Raw genomic sequence first — 16,381 nt, forward strand, 5'->3', positions numbered from 1 at the left:
CCTTTGGAACCCCCCTCGGAGCTGCCGCCGAAGCGGACCGCCGTGGGTCCGTGAAGGCGAGCCGTGGCCGGGCGTTAACCGGAGCCGGGTTGTCCGGGATGAGGGGGCCGTCGAGGCCAACGAAGGTGGTACCGCGGAAGGAGCTCTTCCGTCCTTTGAGACGGGAGGGCTTTCTTATTGCCGCGGGGATCGGATCGCGTGGAGAGGAGAGCCGGGTCATGATCGAAAAGAATCTATCTTTTCTCGGTGCCGGGGCGATTGCCGAGGCATTGATTCGGGGATTGCTAGATGCCGGGGCGGCCCGGGCGGACCGGATTCGGGTTGCCAACCGCTGGGACGGGCAAAAAAGGGACAGCCTGGCTCGGCGGTACGGCGTGGCGGCGGTGGAGCGCCCTGAAGCGATTCGCCGGGGCGAGGTGCTGATTCTGGCCATGAAACCGAAAGACGCCGGGGACGCGTTGGTCGAGGTGCGGGATCACCTGATGGGCCAGCCCCTGATCCTTTCGGTTTTGGCCGGCATTCCGACGGAGTGGATTGAGCGGCAGCTCGGGGGACAGATTCCGGTCGTCCGGGCCATGCCGAACACCTCTTGTCGAGTGGGGGAATCGGCCACAGCCCTGGCCCCGGGCCGTTTCGCAACGGCGGAACAGATGAAACTGGCGGAACAGATTTTTACTGCTGTCGGCCGAGTGGTGGTGGTGCCAGAAAGCCAGATGGATGCAGTCACGGGGTTGTCGGGAAGCGGTCCCGCTTACGTATACTACCTGGCCGAAGCCCTGATGGCATCGGGCAGGGAGATGGGTTTGGACGAGAAGGTATGCCGGGGGTTGGTGGAACAGACGCTGTACGGAGCGGCGCTCATGCTCCGCAATACCGAGGAGTCGCCGGAGACCCTGCGGCGGCAGGTCACCTCCCCGGGAGGGACCACGGAAGCGGGAATCCAGGTGTTGGAGCGGCGCCACGTGGCCGAGGCGCTTCGGGAGGCGGTGCGAAGGGCGGCGGAGAGGAGCCGGGAGTTGCAAGAGGCTTTTGCTGAGTCTGCGGCCTCGGAGGCCGAGGGGTAAGCGGCCACTCCTGAGAGTGGCAGCCCTCTGATCGGTCAAAGCCGGAAAGCCGCCCGCACTGGATCGCAGGGCGGCGCGGACCGTTGAGCTGGGCCTGTTCAGTATGACGGGGCTACTGGACTTTCTCCATCCGACGCCTATGGATCTCTGCCATCCAGCGCTCGTACAGAGCGTCGGACAGATCGACGTGGGGTTCGTGGGGCATGTGGAGCCGCCGGTGCTCCGGCGAGAGCTGCGCCAAGGATTGGGCAGCCGTCTGTCGGGCTGTATCCGGCGTAATCTTATCGATCAGTCGCCGACCGTCCCGGTACACCGGGCGGAGCAGTCGGATGGCTTCGTAATCGGTGACCACCTTTTGTTTCCAGCGATATTCCGGATGAATCATTCGCAGAGGACCTTTTGGGTCTTCTTCGTCCTCCAACATGATGAGGTCGCCGACAAACTGTCCATCCTTCAAAAGGCGCACCACGTTCTTCCGGCCGGGCAAGGTGACCTTGGTGGGGTTTTCCGAGAGTTTGATCGGGGTGCTCAGGTGGCGTTCCCCGTTTTCTTCCCATTCAATTGCCGCCAGCTTGTAGACTCCGCCCAATGCGGGGTCGGACCGCGCGGTGATCAAGTTCGTCCCGACGCCAAAGGCGTCGATGGGGGCGCCTTGGGCCAAAAGGTCTCGAATGACAAACTCATCCAGATCCGAAGAAGCGATAATCTGGGCGTCCGGAAACCCGGCCTCATCCAGAGCCTTTCGACAGACCCGGGACAGATAGGCGAGGTCCCCGCTGTCGATGCGCACCCCAATCGGTTCGTACCCCTTCTCCCGAAGCTTTCGGAACACAGTAATGGCGTTGGGCAAGCCGCTGCGCTCCACGTCGGTGGTGTCTACGACAAGAAGACATTGGTCGGGAAACGCCTCGGCGTAGGCGGTAAAAGCTTGAAGTTCCGCTTCCTTCGCCTGATCCGGAGACCGGACGTCGCGGTGAAAAGCCAGAACAAAGCTATGGGCCATGGTTCCCGTAATGGGTATCCCGAATCGGCGTCCCGCTTCAGTTGTCGCGGTTTTGCTGACCCCCCCGATGTACGCGGCCCGGGCCCCGTCGATGGCGGCGTCCACCCCTTGGGCCCGGCGGGCTCCCATTTCGATCACAGGTTTGCCGGCGGCTGCCTCCACCATCCGGTGAGCGGCGGTGGCGATGAGGCTCTGATGGTTCACGTATGTAAGGAGCATCGTTTCCAAAAGTTGAACCTCAAATAATTTCCCCTCCACCCGCAGCATGGGTTCCCGGGGAAACATCACCGTTCCTTCTTCGGGGGCGTAGATAGTCCCGTGAAATCGAAAGCGGCGCAACAGGTCCCAGAATTGCTCGTCTCGGATCTGCGGGGCCACACTTTGTAAGTATCGGATCTCGTCCTCTCCGAAACCAAAATTCTCGATACCTTGCAGAACTCCCTCCAGGCCGACGAAAAGGACGTACGGGTGCTCGAAGGGCCCTTTTCTGTAAAAAAGATCGAATACAGCGGTGCGCTCGTGGATTCCGGCGCGAAAATACCCGTAGGCCATCGTCAGTTCGTAAAAATCAAAGAGCAGCGGAAAACTCACCGGTGCTCCTCCTTTCCTGCCCCCAAACTGACCCCCGGCGGGCCAACTCCGGGTTCTGGATTGCAACCTTCGGGATCTCATTTAAATTGTAGCACAATCCGCTGCAAAACACCCATTGGTCCCATTTCCATGGCACCGACGGGAAAATAAAAAAAGATAGCCACGTTTCAGTGCGCGTGATATAATACGTAACTAATAATGACAGATTTAACGTCAATACATGGGAAAAACTCCGCCGGGGGTGAGGTGGGGTGGACCGACAACTGTTTGATCGGATTGATGAGGCCGGCACCCCGGCGGATTTGCGGAGGCTCCATGCTGCGGCGATCAGAACAATTACAGACCCCGGTATGTTGTCGACCTTTCACGACCGTTTATTCTGCCGCGTCGTCGCGTTGGCTGAGAAAGCTTTGGAACGGGACGGATGGGGTCCGGCGCCCGCTCGTTACTGTTGGCTTGAACTTGGCAGCGGGGCCAGGCGAGAGCAGATGATCAGCACCGACCAGGACAACGCCCTGGTTTACGACTCGCCCGAAGGAGCCGAACCTGCCGTGGAAGGCTATTTTGCAGAGATGGCCAGGCGCGTGGTCGGGGGGCTGGATGACGCGGGGTATCCTCTGTGCCGGGGGTATGTCATGGCGGTGAACCCCCGGTGGCGGGGCACACCAGAACAATGGGCCCGCCGGATCCAGGGATACCTGGATTACCCGGATTGGAGCAATGTACGGCTGTTGTTAATTGCCGCCGATCAGCGTCCGGCCTGCGGAGACGCTTGGCTCGGTCACCGCGTGAGGAAAGGGGTTGTTTCCGCCCTTCGGGATGCCCGGTATGCCCTGTGGTCGGCGGCAGATCACGCCTGGCGGGTTGGGCGGGCGGCCCTGACCGCCCTGGGGCGCCTCCGTACCGGGGCCGAGGAGCGGCAGGGGATGGTGGACATCAAAACCGGGTTATACGTCCCGTTGGTGGGCAGCGTCCGACTTTGGGCCCTGCGGGCGGGGATCGAGGATCCGGGCACCCGGCAGCGGATCGAGGTACTCGAAAAGAGCGGACTTTGGAGTGCTGAAGAGGCCCGGGCGGCGGCCGAGGCCCTTCGGATCTGCCTTGCCCTTCGCTGGAAAAGGCATCGGGATTGTCTCCTCGCCGACCGGCCTCCGGACGATTGGGTGGATCCTGCGGAGTTGCCCCGGGACATGGAGGATGAGCTTTTCCGGGCTCTGTCTGCGACCCGGGCCCTTCAGAAACGAACCTATCAGTATTTTCAGCATCTCTACCGGCGGGGGTGAAGAAAGCGTGAAGCAGCAGCGTTTGGGATGGTTTCAACGGCTGTTGAAAAATCGCGATGTCACGGCACTGCTCGCCGCCTCCGCCGAGGGTTCTGTTGCCACTGAGGCGGCTCTGCGCCAGATGGTCCGGGAAATCAACCGCCGGGATATCTGGGAAGAGCCCTTGGACCGCCTGACCTACGTGGTGTTTGATACGGAGACCACGGGGTTTGATTGGCGTACCGATGCCTTGATTGAGATCGGCGCCGTACGGGTGGAAAATGGGCAAGTCCGCGAAGATCAAACGTTCTCATCACTGATCGCCCTTGAACCCGGTCGCCGAGTCCCGGAAGTGGTGCGGCGGATCACCGGGCTGAGTGAACAAGAACTCTGGCGAGCTCCCAAAGTCCAAGACGTATTATCGCGGTTCATGGCGTTTTCTTCGGACGCTGTTCTGGTCGCTCATCACGCCGGACACGATGTTAATTTCCTTAACGTTCCATTAAACCAATTCTACGGCATTGAGTTGCCCCGCCGGGTCGTGGACACCGCCCAAGTGGCCCGGCGGCTGTGGCCCGACACCGGCGAGGCCACTTTGGACTATCTCATTGAACGCATGGCGATTCCGCCGCTGACTCGTCACCGGGCTTTGAACGACGCCCTGTTGACTGCCCGGATATGGAGTGTATTCCTCACCCTATTCACAAGAAAAGGTCTGACGAGATGGGGAGATTTCTTTACGTGGATGAAAACGGATGTTGTCATTGGTGATGAATATTGACATATACGGTTATTGTATATATCATATAAAGTGTTTCTTTCATATTCCCGAGATTGAGGAGGGTGGGCAATGATCAAATGGGCGAGATGGGGACTCCTGCCGGCTCTGGTCCTGTTCGCACCGTCTGTGGCCTTGGCGGCGGATCCGACCGTCAAGGACGTCGCCCAGGCGGTGGACACGGTGTGGGTTGCGGTGACAGCGTTCCTGGTGTTTTTCATGCAGGCCGGTTTTGCCCTGTTGGAGGCCGGATCGACCCGAATGAAAAATGCCGGCCACATCGCCGGGAAAAACATCTTGAGTTTTGGTTTGGTGGCACTGGTCTTTTGGGCGGTGGGGTTTGCCATCAGTTTTGGGCAGGGCAATGCGTTTGTCGGAACTCAAGGATGGTTTCTCAACGTCAGTGATGATATGGTGAATCAAGTTTTCGGTTCGTTGTCTTACAGCGACGTCCCCCTTGGCGCCAAGTACATGTTTGAAGTCGTGTTCGCAGGGGTATCCCTGGCGATTTTCTGGGGCGGCATCGCCGAACGGGCTAAACTGATCGTGTACTTCATTTTCGGGATTTTGTTTTCAGCCCTTATCTATCCCGTCGTGGCGCACTGGATTTGGGGCGGCGGCTGGCTGTCCGGTCTCGGGATGCAGGATTTTGCCGGATCGACGGTGGTCCATCTTCAAGGCGGAGTCGCGGCTCTGGTGGGGGCGATGTTGCTCGGACCGCGCATTGGCAAATACGGCAAGGATGGCAGCGTTCATTCCCTGCCCGGGCACAATACCGTATACTCCGTGCTCGGCGTCATCATCCTGTGGTTCGGCTGGTTCGGGTTCAACCCCGGCAGCACCTTGTCGGCGATGAACATTTCTTTTGCGTATATCGCTATGACGACCAATTTGTCGGCGGCAGCCGGGGGCGTGGCGGCGCTGTTGACCGCGTGGGCCGTTCTCGGCAAGCCCGACATCCCCATGATGCTCAACGGGGTTCTGGCTGCCCTGGTCGCCATTACGGCGAGCTGCGCCTTTGTGGAACCCTGGGCCGCGGTGGTCATCGGTGCGGTGGCCGGGGTGGTCATGGTTCTCTCGGTGCAGTTTTTTGAGAGGGTGGCCCGGGTGGACGATCCGGTGGGAGCCTTTTCGGTTCACGGCGTGGCCGGGATCTGGGGGACTTTGTCCACGGGGTTTTTCGCGTCTCCCGATTTGGTGAAATCTGTCGGCGTCGGCGCGCCGGGCTTGTTTTACGGCGGCGGGCTGCACCAGCTTGGCGTGCAGGCGGCCGGGGTACTGGCGGCTGGGGTGTATGTGTTCGTGGTGTCGTTCATCATTCTCTATGCGATCAAGGCCACCGTCGGTCTTCGGATCAGCCGGGAAGAGGAGATCATCGGCCTGGATGTCAGCGAACACGGGGCCTCGGGGTATCCCGAACAGCTTCCCCACGGCGGCGAGTTCTCCCAAGAGGGCTCTTCCGGAACTCGCGCGACACCCACGGCATAATTTTGGATCGCATGTGACGAAATTGTCGAAAGAAGGACGCCGAGGCGCTCCGAAGGGAGATGGGAGACGATCGGTGCCGGGGTGGTGAGTAGATTTCACCACCCTTCTTGTCTGTTTTCGTCCCTCACATTCCGCTGGTGCCGAACTCCCAACAACTGAGGCTCAAAGACCCATATTGGTAATACTGGCACAGTCGCCGGGCCGCGCGGTCCCCGTCGGCCGAACCCATGGCGATCAGGAGAGGAACAAAATGTTCGTTTCGCGGAACGGCCATGCGGGCATAAGGGGCTTCTGACTCATAGCGAAAAAGTGCTCGGGTGTCCCAATTCTCCATCCGATCTCGTAGCCAGTCGTCAAAGCTCTGCGCCCAGTCTGCCGGCAGTCCGTCTTGTTCTCGGCTCCAATCGAGAGACCACAGATTATGCACCGTCCCACCGCTGCCTACGATCAGCGCGTCCCGACGAAGGGGAGCGAGGGCCCGGCCGATGGCGTACTGCTTTTCCGGGGGTAGGGCGGGATTGACGGACAGGGTCGCCACGGGTACGTCCGCACGGGGGAACAGGAGGCGAAGCACCACCCAGGCGCCGTGATCGAGCCCGCGGCCTCGATCGATTTTGGCGGGAATGCCAGCCTCGTCAAGAAGGGCTCGAGCTTCTTCGGCCACTTCCGGAGCTCCTTGGGCGGGGTAGACAATCTGATAAAGGTCATCGGGAAATCCGAAAAAATCGTAGATCATCCCGAATTGCTCGGGGGCGCCAATGAGCTGTACGGGAGATTCCCAGTGGGCGGTGAATAGGAGCACCGCCTTGGGTTTTGGAAGGCGGGAAGCAACGTTTTGCAGAAGCTGTGTGTATGGGTTGTCTTCAAGGGCCAAAGTGGGGGCTCCGTGGGCAATGAAATACGCCGGGTTCACCAAAGTCCCTCCTCATCGTCACACTCTTTTGGGTATCCTGGCGTTACTTTACGTCATCTATATACTAACTTATCCATAGAAAATCACGCTATGGTCGTTATGTCAAGGCGGGCCAACCAAAAAAGTAAGGGCCCTTCTGGGGAAGATGTGGCAAATGCGGGCCCTTGACACGGCAGGGAAATTCACGTAAGGTGAAGATAATTTTAAACCGAATACGCGCGATGGATCCTTACTCTTATCCAGAGTTGGCGGAGGGACGGGCCCGATGATGCCGCGGCAACCGGTCGGAACACCGGCACGGTGCCAATTCCTGCGGGGAGACCCCGGAAGATGAGAGAGGGGGACAACAGTCCGACCTCTTTCCACCGGAAAGGGGTTTTTTGGTGGGTTTAGGGGATGGAGGCGAGGAAGCCGCGCGGAGTGGGGGGATCTGGGGATGTACAATGTGCACGGTTTACGGGAAAAGTTAGCCCTCGGCAAGTTTGTGACCACGGTGGAGTTGGAGCCGCCCAAGGGGGCGGATCCCTTGCCCACCATGGAAGCGGCCAAATTCCTCCGGGGCAAGGTGGATGCGGTGAATATCGCGGACAGTCCCATGGCCACCCTGCGGATGAGCCCCATCGCCTTGGCTCACATCGTCCAGGAGGATCTGGGCCTTGAAGCGATTTTTCACCTGACCTGTCGGGACCGCAATCTGCTCGGCCTGCAGAGCGAATTGTTGGGTGCGGCGGCCCTCGGGGTGCGGAACATCCTCACTTTGACCGGGGATTCTCCCAGCCGGGGGGATCATCCCGAGGTCAAAGGGGTGTTTGAGACCGATTCCATCGGTTTGGCCCGGCTGGCTGAACGGCTGAACCAAGGCTACGACTTGACCGGCCACGAACTGAACGGCCCGACCCGGTTCTTGATCGGCGGGGTGGCCAATCCCGGGGCGGAAGATTTGGACGCCGAAGTGGCCAAACTGGCGGCCAAGGTGGAAGTCGGGGTTCGCTTCGTTCAGACCCAGCCGGTGTTCGATATCGAGACGGCCTTGCGTTTTTGGGAGCGCACCCGCCACCTGCCGGTCCACATCCTGTTCGGACTTCTGCCCCTCAAGTCCGCCCGCCAAGCCCGCTATTTTAACGAGAAGGTGCCCGGGGTGCGGGTGGGGGAAGACGTGATTCAGAAAGTGGAAGAAGGCGGCCGGGCTGCGGGAATTGCCCTCTGCCGGGAGTTGTACGGGGGACTGAGGGAGTTCGCGGCCGGCGCCCATCTCTTTCCCATCGGGGACCTGCGGGCGGTGTACGAGATCCTGGATATCGACACCGATCTTCGCCGGGCTGCGATGTAAAGGACACCAACCCGGATGGGGCGGTGCGGAAGGGCTCGGCGCTCCGCTCCATCCCGCCCCATGTCCCTGCAATCCCGAGCGGGTTCCCCGTTTTCAACGGGGCAACAGAAATCCCATGCGTTCGAAGACCAGGTGCAGATTCGGTTCCGCCACAGCCTTGGCTTTGGTCGCCCCTTCGGCGAGAATGCGGTCCAGCTCTTCACTGTCGACCAGCTCTCTGTACCGCTCTTGCAGGGGCTCCAGCCGGGCCACCACCGCTTCGGCCAGATCTTGCTTGAAGGGTCCATATCCCACCCCGGAATACTGTTTCTCCAGTTCGGGGATCGTTTTGTCCGTGCACGATGAATAAATGGTGAGCAAGTTGCTGACGGCCGGTTTCCGCTGGGGATCGAAGCGCACCTCCGCCTCGGAGTCGGTCACAGCCCGGCGAATCTTTTTCCGGATCTCGTCGGGGCTGTCCAGCAGGGAAATGTAGCTCCCGGGGTTGGCGCTGCTCTTGCTCATCTTTTTCGTCGGGTCGTCCAGGGACATGATCCGACTTCCCACTTTGGGGATCAAGGGCTCCGGGATGACAAAGGTATCCCCGTACCGCTTGTTAAACCGCTCGGCCAAATCCCGGGTCAACTCCAGGTGTTGTTTTTGGTCTTCCCCCACCGGGACATGGGTGGCCTGATACAACAAAATGTCCGCCGCCATAAGGGCAGGATATGTAAACAGGCCGGCGCTCACGCCTTCCTTGCCCTCAGATTTCTCTTTGAACTGGGTCATGCGCCCGAGCTCGCCGTAATGCACCAGGCATTCCATCAGCCACCCCAACTGGGAGTGGGCGGGGACGTGGGATTGAAGGAAAAGGACCGACCGACGCGGGTCGATCCCCGCCGCCAAATAGAGAGCGCTGAGTTGTCTCGTCTGCCGGTGCAATGCGGCAGGTTCCTGGGGGACCGTAACGGCATGGAGGTCCACCACGCAGTAAAAACATTCGGCTTCATCTTGGATTTCAACAAAATGGCGCAGGGCGCCGAGGTAATTGCCCAGGGTGGGCGTGCCGCTGGGCTGCATTCCGGAAAATACGCGCATCGTGGTCACCTCGGCCTTTATCATACCAAAAGGTCGGACCCGACTGCCACGGGCGGAAGCGGGATTCCGATGTTGTTTGACGTTTTTTTACATTCGGCAAAATCGTCGATGGCGAGGGGGGACGGGCGTTGGCCGAGGTTGACGTGGAGAAAAAGGCGGCCGGGCGGATGTTGCAACCGGCCAAGGGGTATCTGACAGGGTTCACCCATTCGTTGAACCCGTACATCGGGTGCGCCTTTGGCCGACCGGTGGACAACCTCGGCCGGGACGCGGTCGGCTGCCCCTACTGTTACGTGCGGCGCCTGCCGGTGGCTTTACTCCATCCAAAACCCTGGGGGACCTGGGTGACTGTCAAAGAGGGTGCCCCGGAACGCCTCCGCCGGGAACTGCGGCACAGCCGGGTTCGGGGGGAGACACTCAGAATCTTCCTGGGCTCCTCCACAGACCCCTATCAGCCGGTGGAAGGGCGATGGAAGATCACCCGGGAGTTGCTTCGGGTGATCGCGGAAGAAGGAGGCGTCGACCAACTGGTGGTTCAAACCCGTTCCCCCATGGTTCTCCGGGATGTGGATCTTCTGCGAGCCCTGGGCAAAAAAGTGCGGGTCAGTCTCACCGTGGAGACCGATGACGAGAACGTCCGCCGCCTGCTCACCCCGACCTCACCGCCGGTCTTCGGGCGCATTCGGGCCTTGGCGCGATTGCGAAGGGCCGGCGTCCTCACTCAAGCGGCGGTGTCCCCGGCCTTGCCCATGAACCCGGACCGGCTGGCCCGGTTGCTCGCCGAGGCGGCGGACCGGGTAGTCCTGGATACCTTTCACTTGGGAGACGGATCCGGTGGAAAGCGGAGCCGGCTGCTGGGCATGGCCCGGCGGCTTGAAGCGGCCGGTTATGAGGGGTGGTTTGACCCGGATCTTCATCTGCGCCTGATCCCGATCTTCGTAGGCATTCTCGGCCCCGGACGGGTAGGGCTGGGAGCCGCGGGATTTGCCGGAATGAACTTGGCTTGACCACCGCACCCTAGGGAAGTGAAAGGAAGGGGGCGGGTCGGGTGGATACTCTGGGACATGGGTTTTGGATGTACGCCCCTGTGGAGCGCGGTGATGGTGGCGGCTCTCATTGGCCGATTTCGGGCCGCGGCAGCGGTGGCCGCCGGGGCCGGGCTCCATATTGCCGTGGACCTGTTCACCCACCGCCAATTTGCACCGGCCTACCTGTATCCTTTTTGGTCTTGGCCGATCGCCGGCTGGGTGGAATCCGCATCCTGGTGGTTTGTCGCGGCGGATTTGGCCGCCATGGCCGCAGTTTTCCTCTTTATTTGGCTTCGCCGGCGGGATACAATGAAAATTGGGTGAGCGGAATGATCGAGGAAGATCGCTGGTTGAAGGAGAAGTTAGCCCTCCTTCCCGGCAAACCCGGCGTCTATCTGATGAAGGACTCCGAGGGTCGGGTGATTTACGTCGGGAAGGCGAAAACGTTAAAAAATCGCGTGCGTTCGTATTTTACGGGCAGCCATGACGCGAAAACCCAGAAACTTGTCTCGGAAATTCGAGATTTTGAATACATCGTGACGGACAATGCGGTGGAAGCGCTGATTCTGGAGTGCAATCTGATCAAGCAGCACCAACCCCCCTTCAACATCATGCTCCGAGATGATAAGTCCTACCCGTATATCAAGATTACCCGGGAGGAACACCCCCGCCTGGAGATCGTCCGGCGGATGGCCAAGGACGGAGCGTCCTACTTTGGCCCGTATCCGAACTCCGGTTCGGCGATGGAGACCAAGCGCTTGTTGGATCGCCTCTACCCGTTGCGCAAATGCCGGAATCTCAAGAAAAAGGTCTGTTTGTACTACCACATCGGCCAGTGTCTGGCCCCGTGTGAGTATCCCGTGGACCCGGAACGGTATGAGGCGATCCGCAAGGACATCGGGCGGTTCCTGAACGGGGGCCACGGGGAAATTGTCGAGGAGCTGGAGCGGCGGATGCACGAGGAAGCCGAAGCTCTGCGCTTTGAACGGGCGAAGGAGCTCCGGGATTTGATCCAGCACATCGGGCGGGTGATGGAGAAGCAGAAGATCGTGTTTCAAGACCAGGTGGACAGGGATGTTTTTGGGTTTTTTGCCGAGCGGGGAAGGATGTGCGTCCAGGTCTTTTTTATCCGGGGTGGAAAATTGATCGAACGGGCGGTACAGATTTTTCCTTTTTACAACGATCCCTTAGAGGATTTTGGCTCTTACGTGGCGCAATTTTATTTTGAGGAGACCGAGCGGCCCAAGGAGGTTTACCTGCCCGAAGGGGTGGAGACAGACGTGCTGGGGGAATGGCTGGGGGCCCGGGTGGTGGTGCCGAGGCGCGGCCCCAAGCGGCAGTTGGTGGAGATGGCCTGTGAGAATGCCCGGATTGCCCTGGAGGAGAAATTGGCTCTGGAGGAGCGGGATTTGGAGCGTACGGTGGGGGCGGTGCGGGAGTTGGGGGATGTGTTGGCCATCGCCGCGCCCCGGCGGATCGAGGCTTTTGACAACTCCAACCTGCAAGGTACGGACCCCGTGGCCGCCATGGTGGTGTTTGTGGACGGACAGCCGGCGAAAAAAGAGTATCGGAAATTCAAGATCAAAACCGTTCAGGGGCCGGATGATTACGCCTCCATGCGGGAGGTGATTCGACGCCGATATACCCGGGTGTTGCGGGAGAAGTTGCCGCTGCCAGATTTGATCGTGGTGGATGGGGGTCGGGGGCAGATCGGAGCGGCCTTAGAGGTGCTGCAGGACGAGCTGGACCTGGAAATCCCGGTGTGCGGATTGGCGAAAGATGACCGTCATCGGACGGATCAATTGTTCCTGGGAGATGATCCGGTGCCGGTGCCCATCGACCGGCACAGTCAGGGATTTTATTTGCTTCAGCGCATTCAGGAGGAAGTTCACCGGTTTGCCATTACTTTTCATCGGCAAACCCGGGGCAAGCGGGTCATGCATTCGGTGTTGGACGATATTCCGGGCATTGGCGAGAAGCGAAAAAGAAAGCTCTTGCAGCACTTCGGCTCGGTGGAGGCGATTCGCCAAGCTTCGCTGGAGGAATTTCGCCAGGCGGGCATCGGCGATCGGTTGGCAGAACAGATCCTGGAAGCCTTGAAATAGTCCGGCGTGACGGGAGGTCCGCGTCGGTGTTGACTGTTTCGATATACGAACGATCTGGGGGGCCGTCGCCGGATGAAACCTGTGTATATTGTGTTTTTTATCGCGGTTCTGGCGGGTGCCTTGTTGATTAGCTACTGGGCCGCCCAGAGTGGGCGGACCCTCCCCCAATTTCGCCACATTCGGGCCAGCCCGGCGGCATTTTAGGCTCCCGGGTGTGCATTTCGCGCAAAAAGTACGCCAATGCCCCGAATCTTACGCTAAAATTAAACTAGTTCCCCTATACCGCACTTGTGCGGAGATTCCGCATGCCCAAGCGGTTGCGGAATCCCGTACGCCCGAGGTAATGGACCTGGGGTCGGTGCCGTGACGTCAAGGTATGGGAAAGATGGACCAGCGAAGGAGGTCTGGGGAGGGTGCAGCAAGAGGAGTTCGATAGCCTGCTTAAAGAAACACGTCGGTTTGAACCGTCGGAAGAGTTCCGCAATCAGGCAAACTTCCGGGATCCGACCGTGTATGACCGGGCCCGGCAGGATCCGGAGGGATACTGGGCGGAACAAGCCCGTCACTTGGATTGGATGGCCCCATTCACCAAAGTCTTGGAATGGGATCCGCCCCACGCCCGGTGGTTCTCGGATGGTCAGCTCAATGCGGCGTACAACGCGGTGGATCGGCATCGCTTGGGTCCGCGCAAGAACAAGGCCGCCATCTTGTGGGAAGGGGAACCCGGCGACTCCAAGGTGTATACGTACGAAATGCTGGGCCGGGAGGTGGATCGGGCGGCCCACATGCTGACCCGCCTGGGCGTTCGGCGGGGCGATCGGGTGACCATCTACCTGTCGATGATTCCGGAGTTGCCCATTGCCATGTTGGCCTGCGCCAAGATCGGAGCGATTCATTCGGTGGTGTTCGGGGGCTTTTCGTCCCAAAGTCTGAGGGACCGTATCATGGACGCCCAGTCCAAGATCTTGATCACGGCGGACGGCGGTTGGCGCCGGGGCCGGGTGGTACCTCTCAAGGCGAATGCCGATGAAGCGATCAAGGGGACACCCGTGGAAACGGTGTTGGTGGTCAAACGGGTGGGCGAGGCGTCGGGAGCGGCCTTTAGGCCGGATCGTGACAAGGACTGGGCGGAGGAGATGGCCAAATCGCCGACGACTCCGTCCCCGGCCGAGACCATGGGTGCCGAAGACATTCTTTATCTCCTGTACACGTCGGGGACGACGGGGAAACCCAAAGGCATTGTGCATACCATTGGCGGCTACTTGGTGGGGCAAAACCTCCTGCTCGGCAGGTTTCCCCGGGTTCCCCCGCGGCCAGCACCTGAAGGGATCCCGCTCGGTCCTCCATGGGGTGAAGGTGGGCTGAGTCGGCGATCGCCCGGGAGAATCCAGGCGGGGCTGGGGACCGGTTTGCCGGGACCCGGCCCGCCTTTTCAAGTCTATACACAATCCCCGAATCTATGATATACTTTGTGGCGAACTGAATGACGCACTCTCGATGCCCGAACGGGGGTAGAGGCGCGAGGTCCAAGAGTACCGGCGGGGAGGCGAAGGGGCCGACGATCCGCCCGGGAAAGGGGATTTCGCCGAAGCGTCGGCGGCGGCCCTCAAGGCGCCGGCGCTGGGCCCGGACCGAAAAGGTCCGGGACTGTCACAAGGGGTTCCCTTGTGGAGTGCTACTGCGTGGGAGAGAGGTTGCGATTCCGTGTGAGTGTGAGCAGCGGTAGATCGGACCTGTCTACGGCTGTTTTTTTGTGTCTGTTCCGCCGCCGGCCGCCGGCGGGGCCGGCGCACGCGGTGAGGAGGAGAGTAATGTGGCGCGAATCGTGATGAAGTTTGGGGGCAGTTCCGTGGCGACGGCGGAGCGCATGGTCAAGGTGGCGCAAAGGGTTGCGAAAACCAAGGCCGAAGGTCATCAGGTGGCGGTGGTGGTCTCGGCGATGGGGGATACCACCGATGATCTCATCGCCCTGGCCAAGCAGGTGAATGAGCGGCCGCCAGCCCGGGAGCTGGACATGCTCCTGAGCACCGGGGAGCAGGTGTCCATCGCCGTGTTGACCATGGCCCTCCAAGGGCTCGGCGTACCGGCGACGTCTTTGACCGGAGGCCAGGCCGGGTTCCGGGTAGAGCAGGTATTCGGGAAGGCTCGGATCTTGGAGGTGAGGCCCGATCGTGTCGACGCCCTGCTTCGCGACGGCCATGTTGCTGTGGTGGCAGGTTTTCAGGGCGTGACCGACGATGGGGAGATCGCCACGTTGGGCCGGGGCGGCTCGGACACCACCGCCGTGGCCCTGGCGGCCGCTTTGAAGGCGGATGTCTGTGAGATCTACACCGACGTGGACGGCGTGTACACGACAGATCCCCGTATTGTCAAGGAAGCCGCCAAGATCCCGGAAATCTCCTATGACGAGATGCTGGAGTTGGCGAACCTAGGCGCGGTGGTGCTGCACCCCCGGGCGGTGGAATATGCCAAATTGTATCGGGTGCCTTTGGTGGTGCGCTCCAGTTTTCACGACGGACCCGGGACATGGGTGAAGGAGGAAGCGAACGTGGAACAGGGACAGGTGGTCCGGGGCATTGCTCATGATCTCAACGTCGCCAAGGTGTCGCTGGTGGGGGTCCCCAATCGGCAGGATAGTCTAGGAAAAGTCTTTCACGCCCTGGCGGAGGAAAACGTGAACGTGGACATTATCGTTCAGAGCATCGTGCATAACGATGTTCATGATATTTCCTTTACGGTCTGTCGGGACGACCTGCCTGTGACCCTTCGGGTATTGGAAGATTTGCGGGTGGCATTGGGAGCCGGAGAGATTGTGACGGAAGAGGATTTAGCAAAAGTTTCCATTGTCGGTGCCGGCATGATTAGCAACCCCGGGGTGGCGGCCCGGATGTTCGACGCGCTGATTGAAGCGGGGATGTCCATCCGGATGGTCAGCACCTCGGAGATCAAAGTGTCTTGTGTCGTCGACGCCAGGGATGTCAAACGAGCGGTGCAAGTGCTGCATCAGGCTTTCGAATTGTCCGCCTCAGCTGAAGAGAGGGTCAATCCGGTCAAAGCATAAGGCGATGCGGCCCTCGTTAGCGGGGGCCTCTCCAAGTGATTTGCTCCACGCGCTCGATGGTCAAAAACCCCTGAAACGACAGGTGGTCTAAGGCGTTCAGATAGCGCCGGATCACCGATTCCTCATCCACGAATTCAACAATGAGCGGCAAGGCCGATTCCGTTTCAAAATAACGCCAGCTCCTCTGCACGCCGCTACGGCCGAATCCTTCCAAGGCCCGGTACAGCGTGGCGCCTGCCAGACCTGTGGAACGGGCCAGCTCCATCAATACCCGGGCCGTCGGACGCCCGTGAATCCGGTCGCGTTCCGTGCAGTAGATCCGAAGCCGGAGGCGGGATTCGGCATCCCACATGGCGGGTCCCTCCAGCTGCCCCGCGGGGCGCAGATGTCGATGGTAATGTATGTCGCTTAAGGACGGACGTTCACGGCTGGCGCCCAGGGCTGTCAGGGGATCGCTTTGTTCCGGGAGATTTTCTCCGGGGCCTCTCCGCCAGGTTGACAGGCGATTTTGACCCGTGGTACACTCAACCTCAAAGCTTACGAACAACAATTGAATCGTTCGGAGAACTCTTATCGAGAGTGGTGGAGGGACTGGCCCGATGAAACCCGGCAACCACCGCCGGAAGGCGGAGAGGTGCCAATTCCTGCAGGACCTGGGTGGATCCTGAGAGATAAGAGGTG

General features: G+C 60.3%; 15 protein-coding genes and 3 riboswitches. Of the genes, 11 read left to right on the plus strand and 4 right to left on the minus strand.

Features of this window, described 5'->3' with window-relative positions; genetic code table 11:
- Positions 1-218 precede the first annotated feature (218 nt).
- Entirely contained in the window at positions 219-1,064 is an 846-nt protein-coding gene (gene proC, locus BTUS_RS03135; RefSeq protein ID WP_013074674.1) for a pyrroline-5-carboxylate reductase, read from the plus strand.
- A gap of 112 nt (positions 1,065-1,176) precedes the next feature.
- Here proC and BTUS_RS03140 read toward each other — a convergent pair whose 3' ends face one another.
- Positions 1,177-2,658 (minus strand): nicotinate phosphoribosyltransferase, encoded by a 1,482-nt coding sequence (locus BTUS_RS03140; protein WP_013074675.1) that lies wholly within the window; start codon positions 2,656-2,658, stop codon positions 1,177-1,179.
- 251 nt (positions 2,659-2,909) lie between these two features.
- Between BTUS_RS03140 and BTUS_RS03145 the strand changes: the two genes are divergently transcribed.
- The 3 genes from BTUS_RS03145 to BTUS_RS03155 all read left to right on the plus strand — a co-directional run bounded on the left by BTUS_RS03145 (position 2,910) and on the right by BTUS_RS03155 (position 6,186).
- The gene (locus BTUS_RS03145; protein ID WP_013074676.1) at positions 2,910-3,941 is read left to right on the plus strand and encodes a DUF294 nucleotidyltransferase-like domain-containing protein; all 1,032 of its coding nucleotides are present in this window, start codon (positions 2,910-2,912) and stop codon (positions 3,939-3,941) included.
- Positions 3,942-3,948: 7 nt separating this feature from the next.
- Positions 3,949-4,701, plus strand: coding sequence for a 3'-5' exonuclease (locus tag BTUS_RS03150; RefSeq protein WP_013074677.1), 753 nt, complete (start codon positions 3,949-3,951; stop codon positions 4,699-4,701).
- A 69-nt stretch (positions 4,702-4,770) separates the two neighbouring features.
- Complete coding sequence (locus tag BTUS_RS03155) at positions 4,771-6,186, plus strand: ammonium transporter (RefSeq protein WP_013074678.1); 1,416 nt, start codon at positions 4,771-4,773, stop codon at positions 6,184-6,186.
- A gap of 124 nt (positions 6,187-6,310) precedes the next feature.
- Here the strand turns inward: BTUS_RS03155 and BTUS_RS03160 are convergent, their stop codons facing one another.
- Positions 6,311-7,099: a DODA-type extradiol aromatic ring-opening family dioxygenase gene (locus BTUS_RS03160; protein WP_013074679.1), complete on the minus strand. Its 789-nt coding sequence runs from the start codon at positions 7,097-7,099 to the stop codon at positions 6,311-6,313.
- A 232-nt stretch (positions 7,100-7,331) separates the two neighbouring features.
- Positions 7,332-7,436, plus strand: a riboswitch (SAM riboswitch).
- A gap of 99 nt (positions 7,437-7,535) precedes the next feature.
- Between BTUS_RS03160 and BTUS_RS03165 the strand changes: the two genes are divergently transcribed.
- The gene (locus BTUS_RS03165; RefSeq protein ID WP_013074680.1) at positions 7,536-8,429 is read left to right on the plus strand and encodes a methylenetetrahydrofolate reductase; all 894 of its coding nucleotides are present in this window, start codon (positions 7,536-7,538) and stop codon (positions 8,427-8,429) included.
- 93 nt (positions 8,430-8,522) lie between these two features.
- Here the strand turns inward: BTUS_RS03165 and trpS are convergent, their stop codons facing one another.
- Positions 8,523-9,506 carry a tryptophan--tRNA ligase gene (trpS, locus tag BTUS_RS03170; RefSeq protein WP_013074681.1) on the minus strand — a complete coding sequence of 328 codons (984 nt, stop codon included), beginning with the start codon at positions 9,504-9,506 and terminating at the stop codon, positions 8,523-8,525.
- A gap of 128 nt (positions 9,507-9,634) precedes the next feature.
- Between trpS and BTUS_RS03175 the strand changes: the two genes are divergently transcribed.
- The 6 genes from BTUS_RS03175 (at position 9,635) to BTUS_RS03195 (ending at position 15,700) form a co-directional block, all read left to right on the plus strand.
- Positions 9,635-10,513: an SPL family radical SAM protein gene (locus tag BTUS_RS03175; protein ID WP_013074682.1), complete on the plus strand. Its 879-nt coding sequence runs from the start codon at positions 9,635-9,637 to the stop codon at positions 10,511-10,513.
- Between the two features lie 57 nt (positions 10,514-10,570).
- Positions 10,571-10,858, plus strand: a complete 288-nt coding sequence (locus tag BTUS_RS03180; protein ID WP_041303655.1) for a hypothetical protein — start codon at positions 10,571-10,573, stop codon at positions 10,856-10,858.
- A 5-nt stretch (positions 10,859-10,863) separates the two neighbouring features.
- Positions 10,864-12,639, plus strand: a complete 1,776-nt coding sequence (gene uvrC / locus BTUS_RS03185; RefSeq protein WP_013074684.1) for an excinuclease ABC subunit UvrC — start codon at positions 10,864-10,866, stop codon at positions 12,637-12,639.
- A gap of 72 nt (positions 12,640-12,711) precedes the next feature.
- Positions 12,712-12,843: a hypothetical protein gene (locus tag BTUS_RS19060; protein WP_013074685.1), complete on the plus strand. Its 132-nt coding sequence runs from the start codon at positions 12,712-12,714 to the stop codon at positions 12,841-12,843.
- 209 nt (positions 12,844-13,052) lie between these two features.
- A complete protein-coding gene (locus BTUS_RS03190; RefSeq protein WP_013074686.1) occupies positions 13,053-14,102 on the plus strand; it encodes an AMP-binding protein in 1,050 nt (349 codons plus the stop codon).
- A 41-nt stretch (positions 14,103-14,143) separates the two neighbouring features.
- Positions 14,144-14,325, plus strand: a riboswitch (Lysine riboswitch).
- 127 nt (positions 14,326-14,452) lie between these two features.
- A complete protein-coding gene (locus BTUS_RS03195; RefSeq protein ID WP_013074687.1) occupies positions 14,453-15,700 on the plus strand; it encodes an aspartate kinase in 1,248 nt (415 codons plus the stop codon).
- 16 nt (positions 15,701-15,716) lie between these two features.
- Here the strand turns inward: BTUS_RS03195 and BTUS_RS03200 are convergent, their stop codons facing one another.
- Positions 15,717-16,052 carry a DUF190 domain-containing protein gene (locus BTUS_RS03200; protein WP_013074688.1) on the minus strand — a complete coding sequence of 112 codons (336 nt, stop codon included), beginning with the start codon at positions 16,050-16,052 and terminating at the stop codon, positions 15,717-15,719.
- Positions 16,053-16,267: 215 nt separating this feature from the next.
- Positions 16,268-16,378, plus strand: a riboswitch (SAM riboswitch).
- Positions 16,379-16,381: the final 3 nt, after the last annotated feature.

This window comes from Kyrpidia tusciae DSM 2912, assembly GCF_000092905.1.
GTDB lineage: Bacteria > Bacillota > Bacilli > Kyrpidiales > Kyrpidiaceae > Kyrpidia > Kyrpidia tusciae.

Coding starts and splice junctions, on each gene's coding strand:
- proC (WP_013074674.1), top strand. CDS start 219: ATGATCGAAAAGAATCTATCTTTTCTCGGTGCCGGGGCGATTGCCGAG.
- BTUS_RS03155 (WP_013074678.1), top strand. CDS start 4,771: ATGATCAAATGGGCGAGATGGGGACTCCTGCCGGCTCTGGTCCTGTTC.
- BTUS_RS03165 (WP_013074680.1), top strand. CDS start 7,536: ATGTACAATGTGCACGGTTTACGGGAAAAGTTAGCCCTCGGCAAGTTT.
- trpS (WP_013074681.1), bottom strand. CDS start 9,506: ATGCGCGTATTTTCCGGAATGCAGCCCAGCGGCACGCCCACCCTGGGC.
- BTUS_RS03180 (WP_041303655.1), top strand. CDS start 10,571: ATGGGTTTTGGATGTACGCCCCTGTGGAGCGCGGTGATGGTGGCGGCT.
- uvrC (WP_013074684.1), top strand. CDS start 10,864: ATGATCGAGGAAGATCGCTGGTTGAAGGAGAAGTTAGCCCTCCTTCCC.
- BTUS_RS19060 (WP_013074685.1), top strand. CDS start 12,712: ATGAAACCTGTGTATATTGTGTTTTTTATCGCGGTTCTGGCGGGTGCC.
- BTUS_RS03200 (WP_013074688.1), bottom strand. CDS start 16,052: ATGTGGGATGCCGAATCCCGCCTCCGGCTTCGGATCTACTGCACGGAA.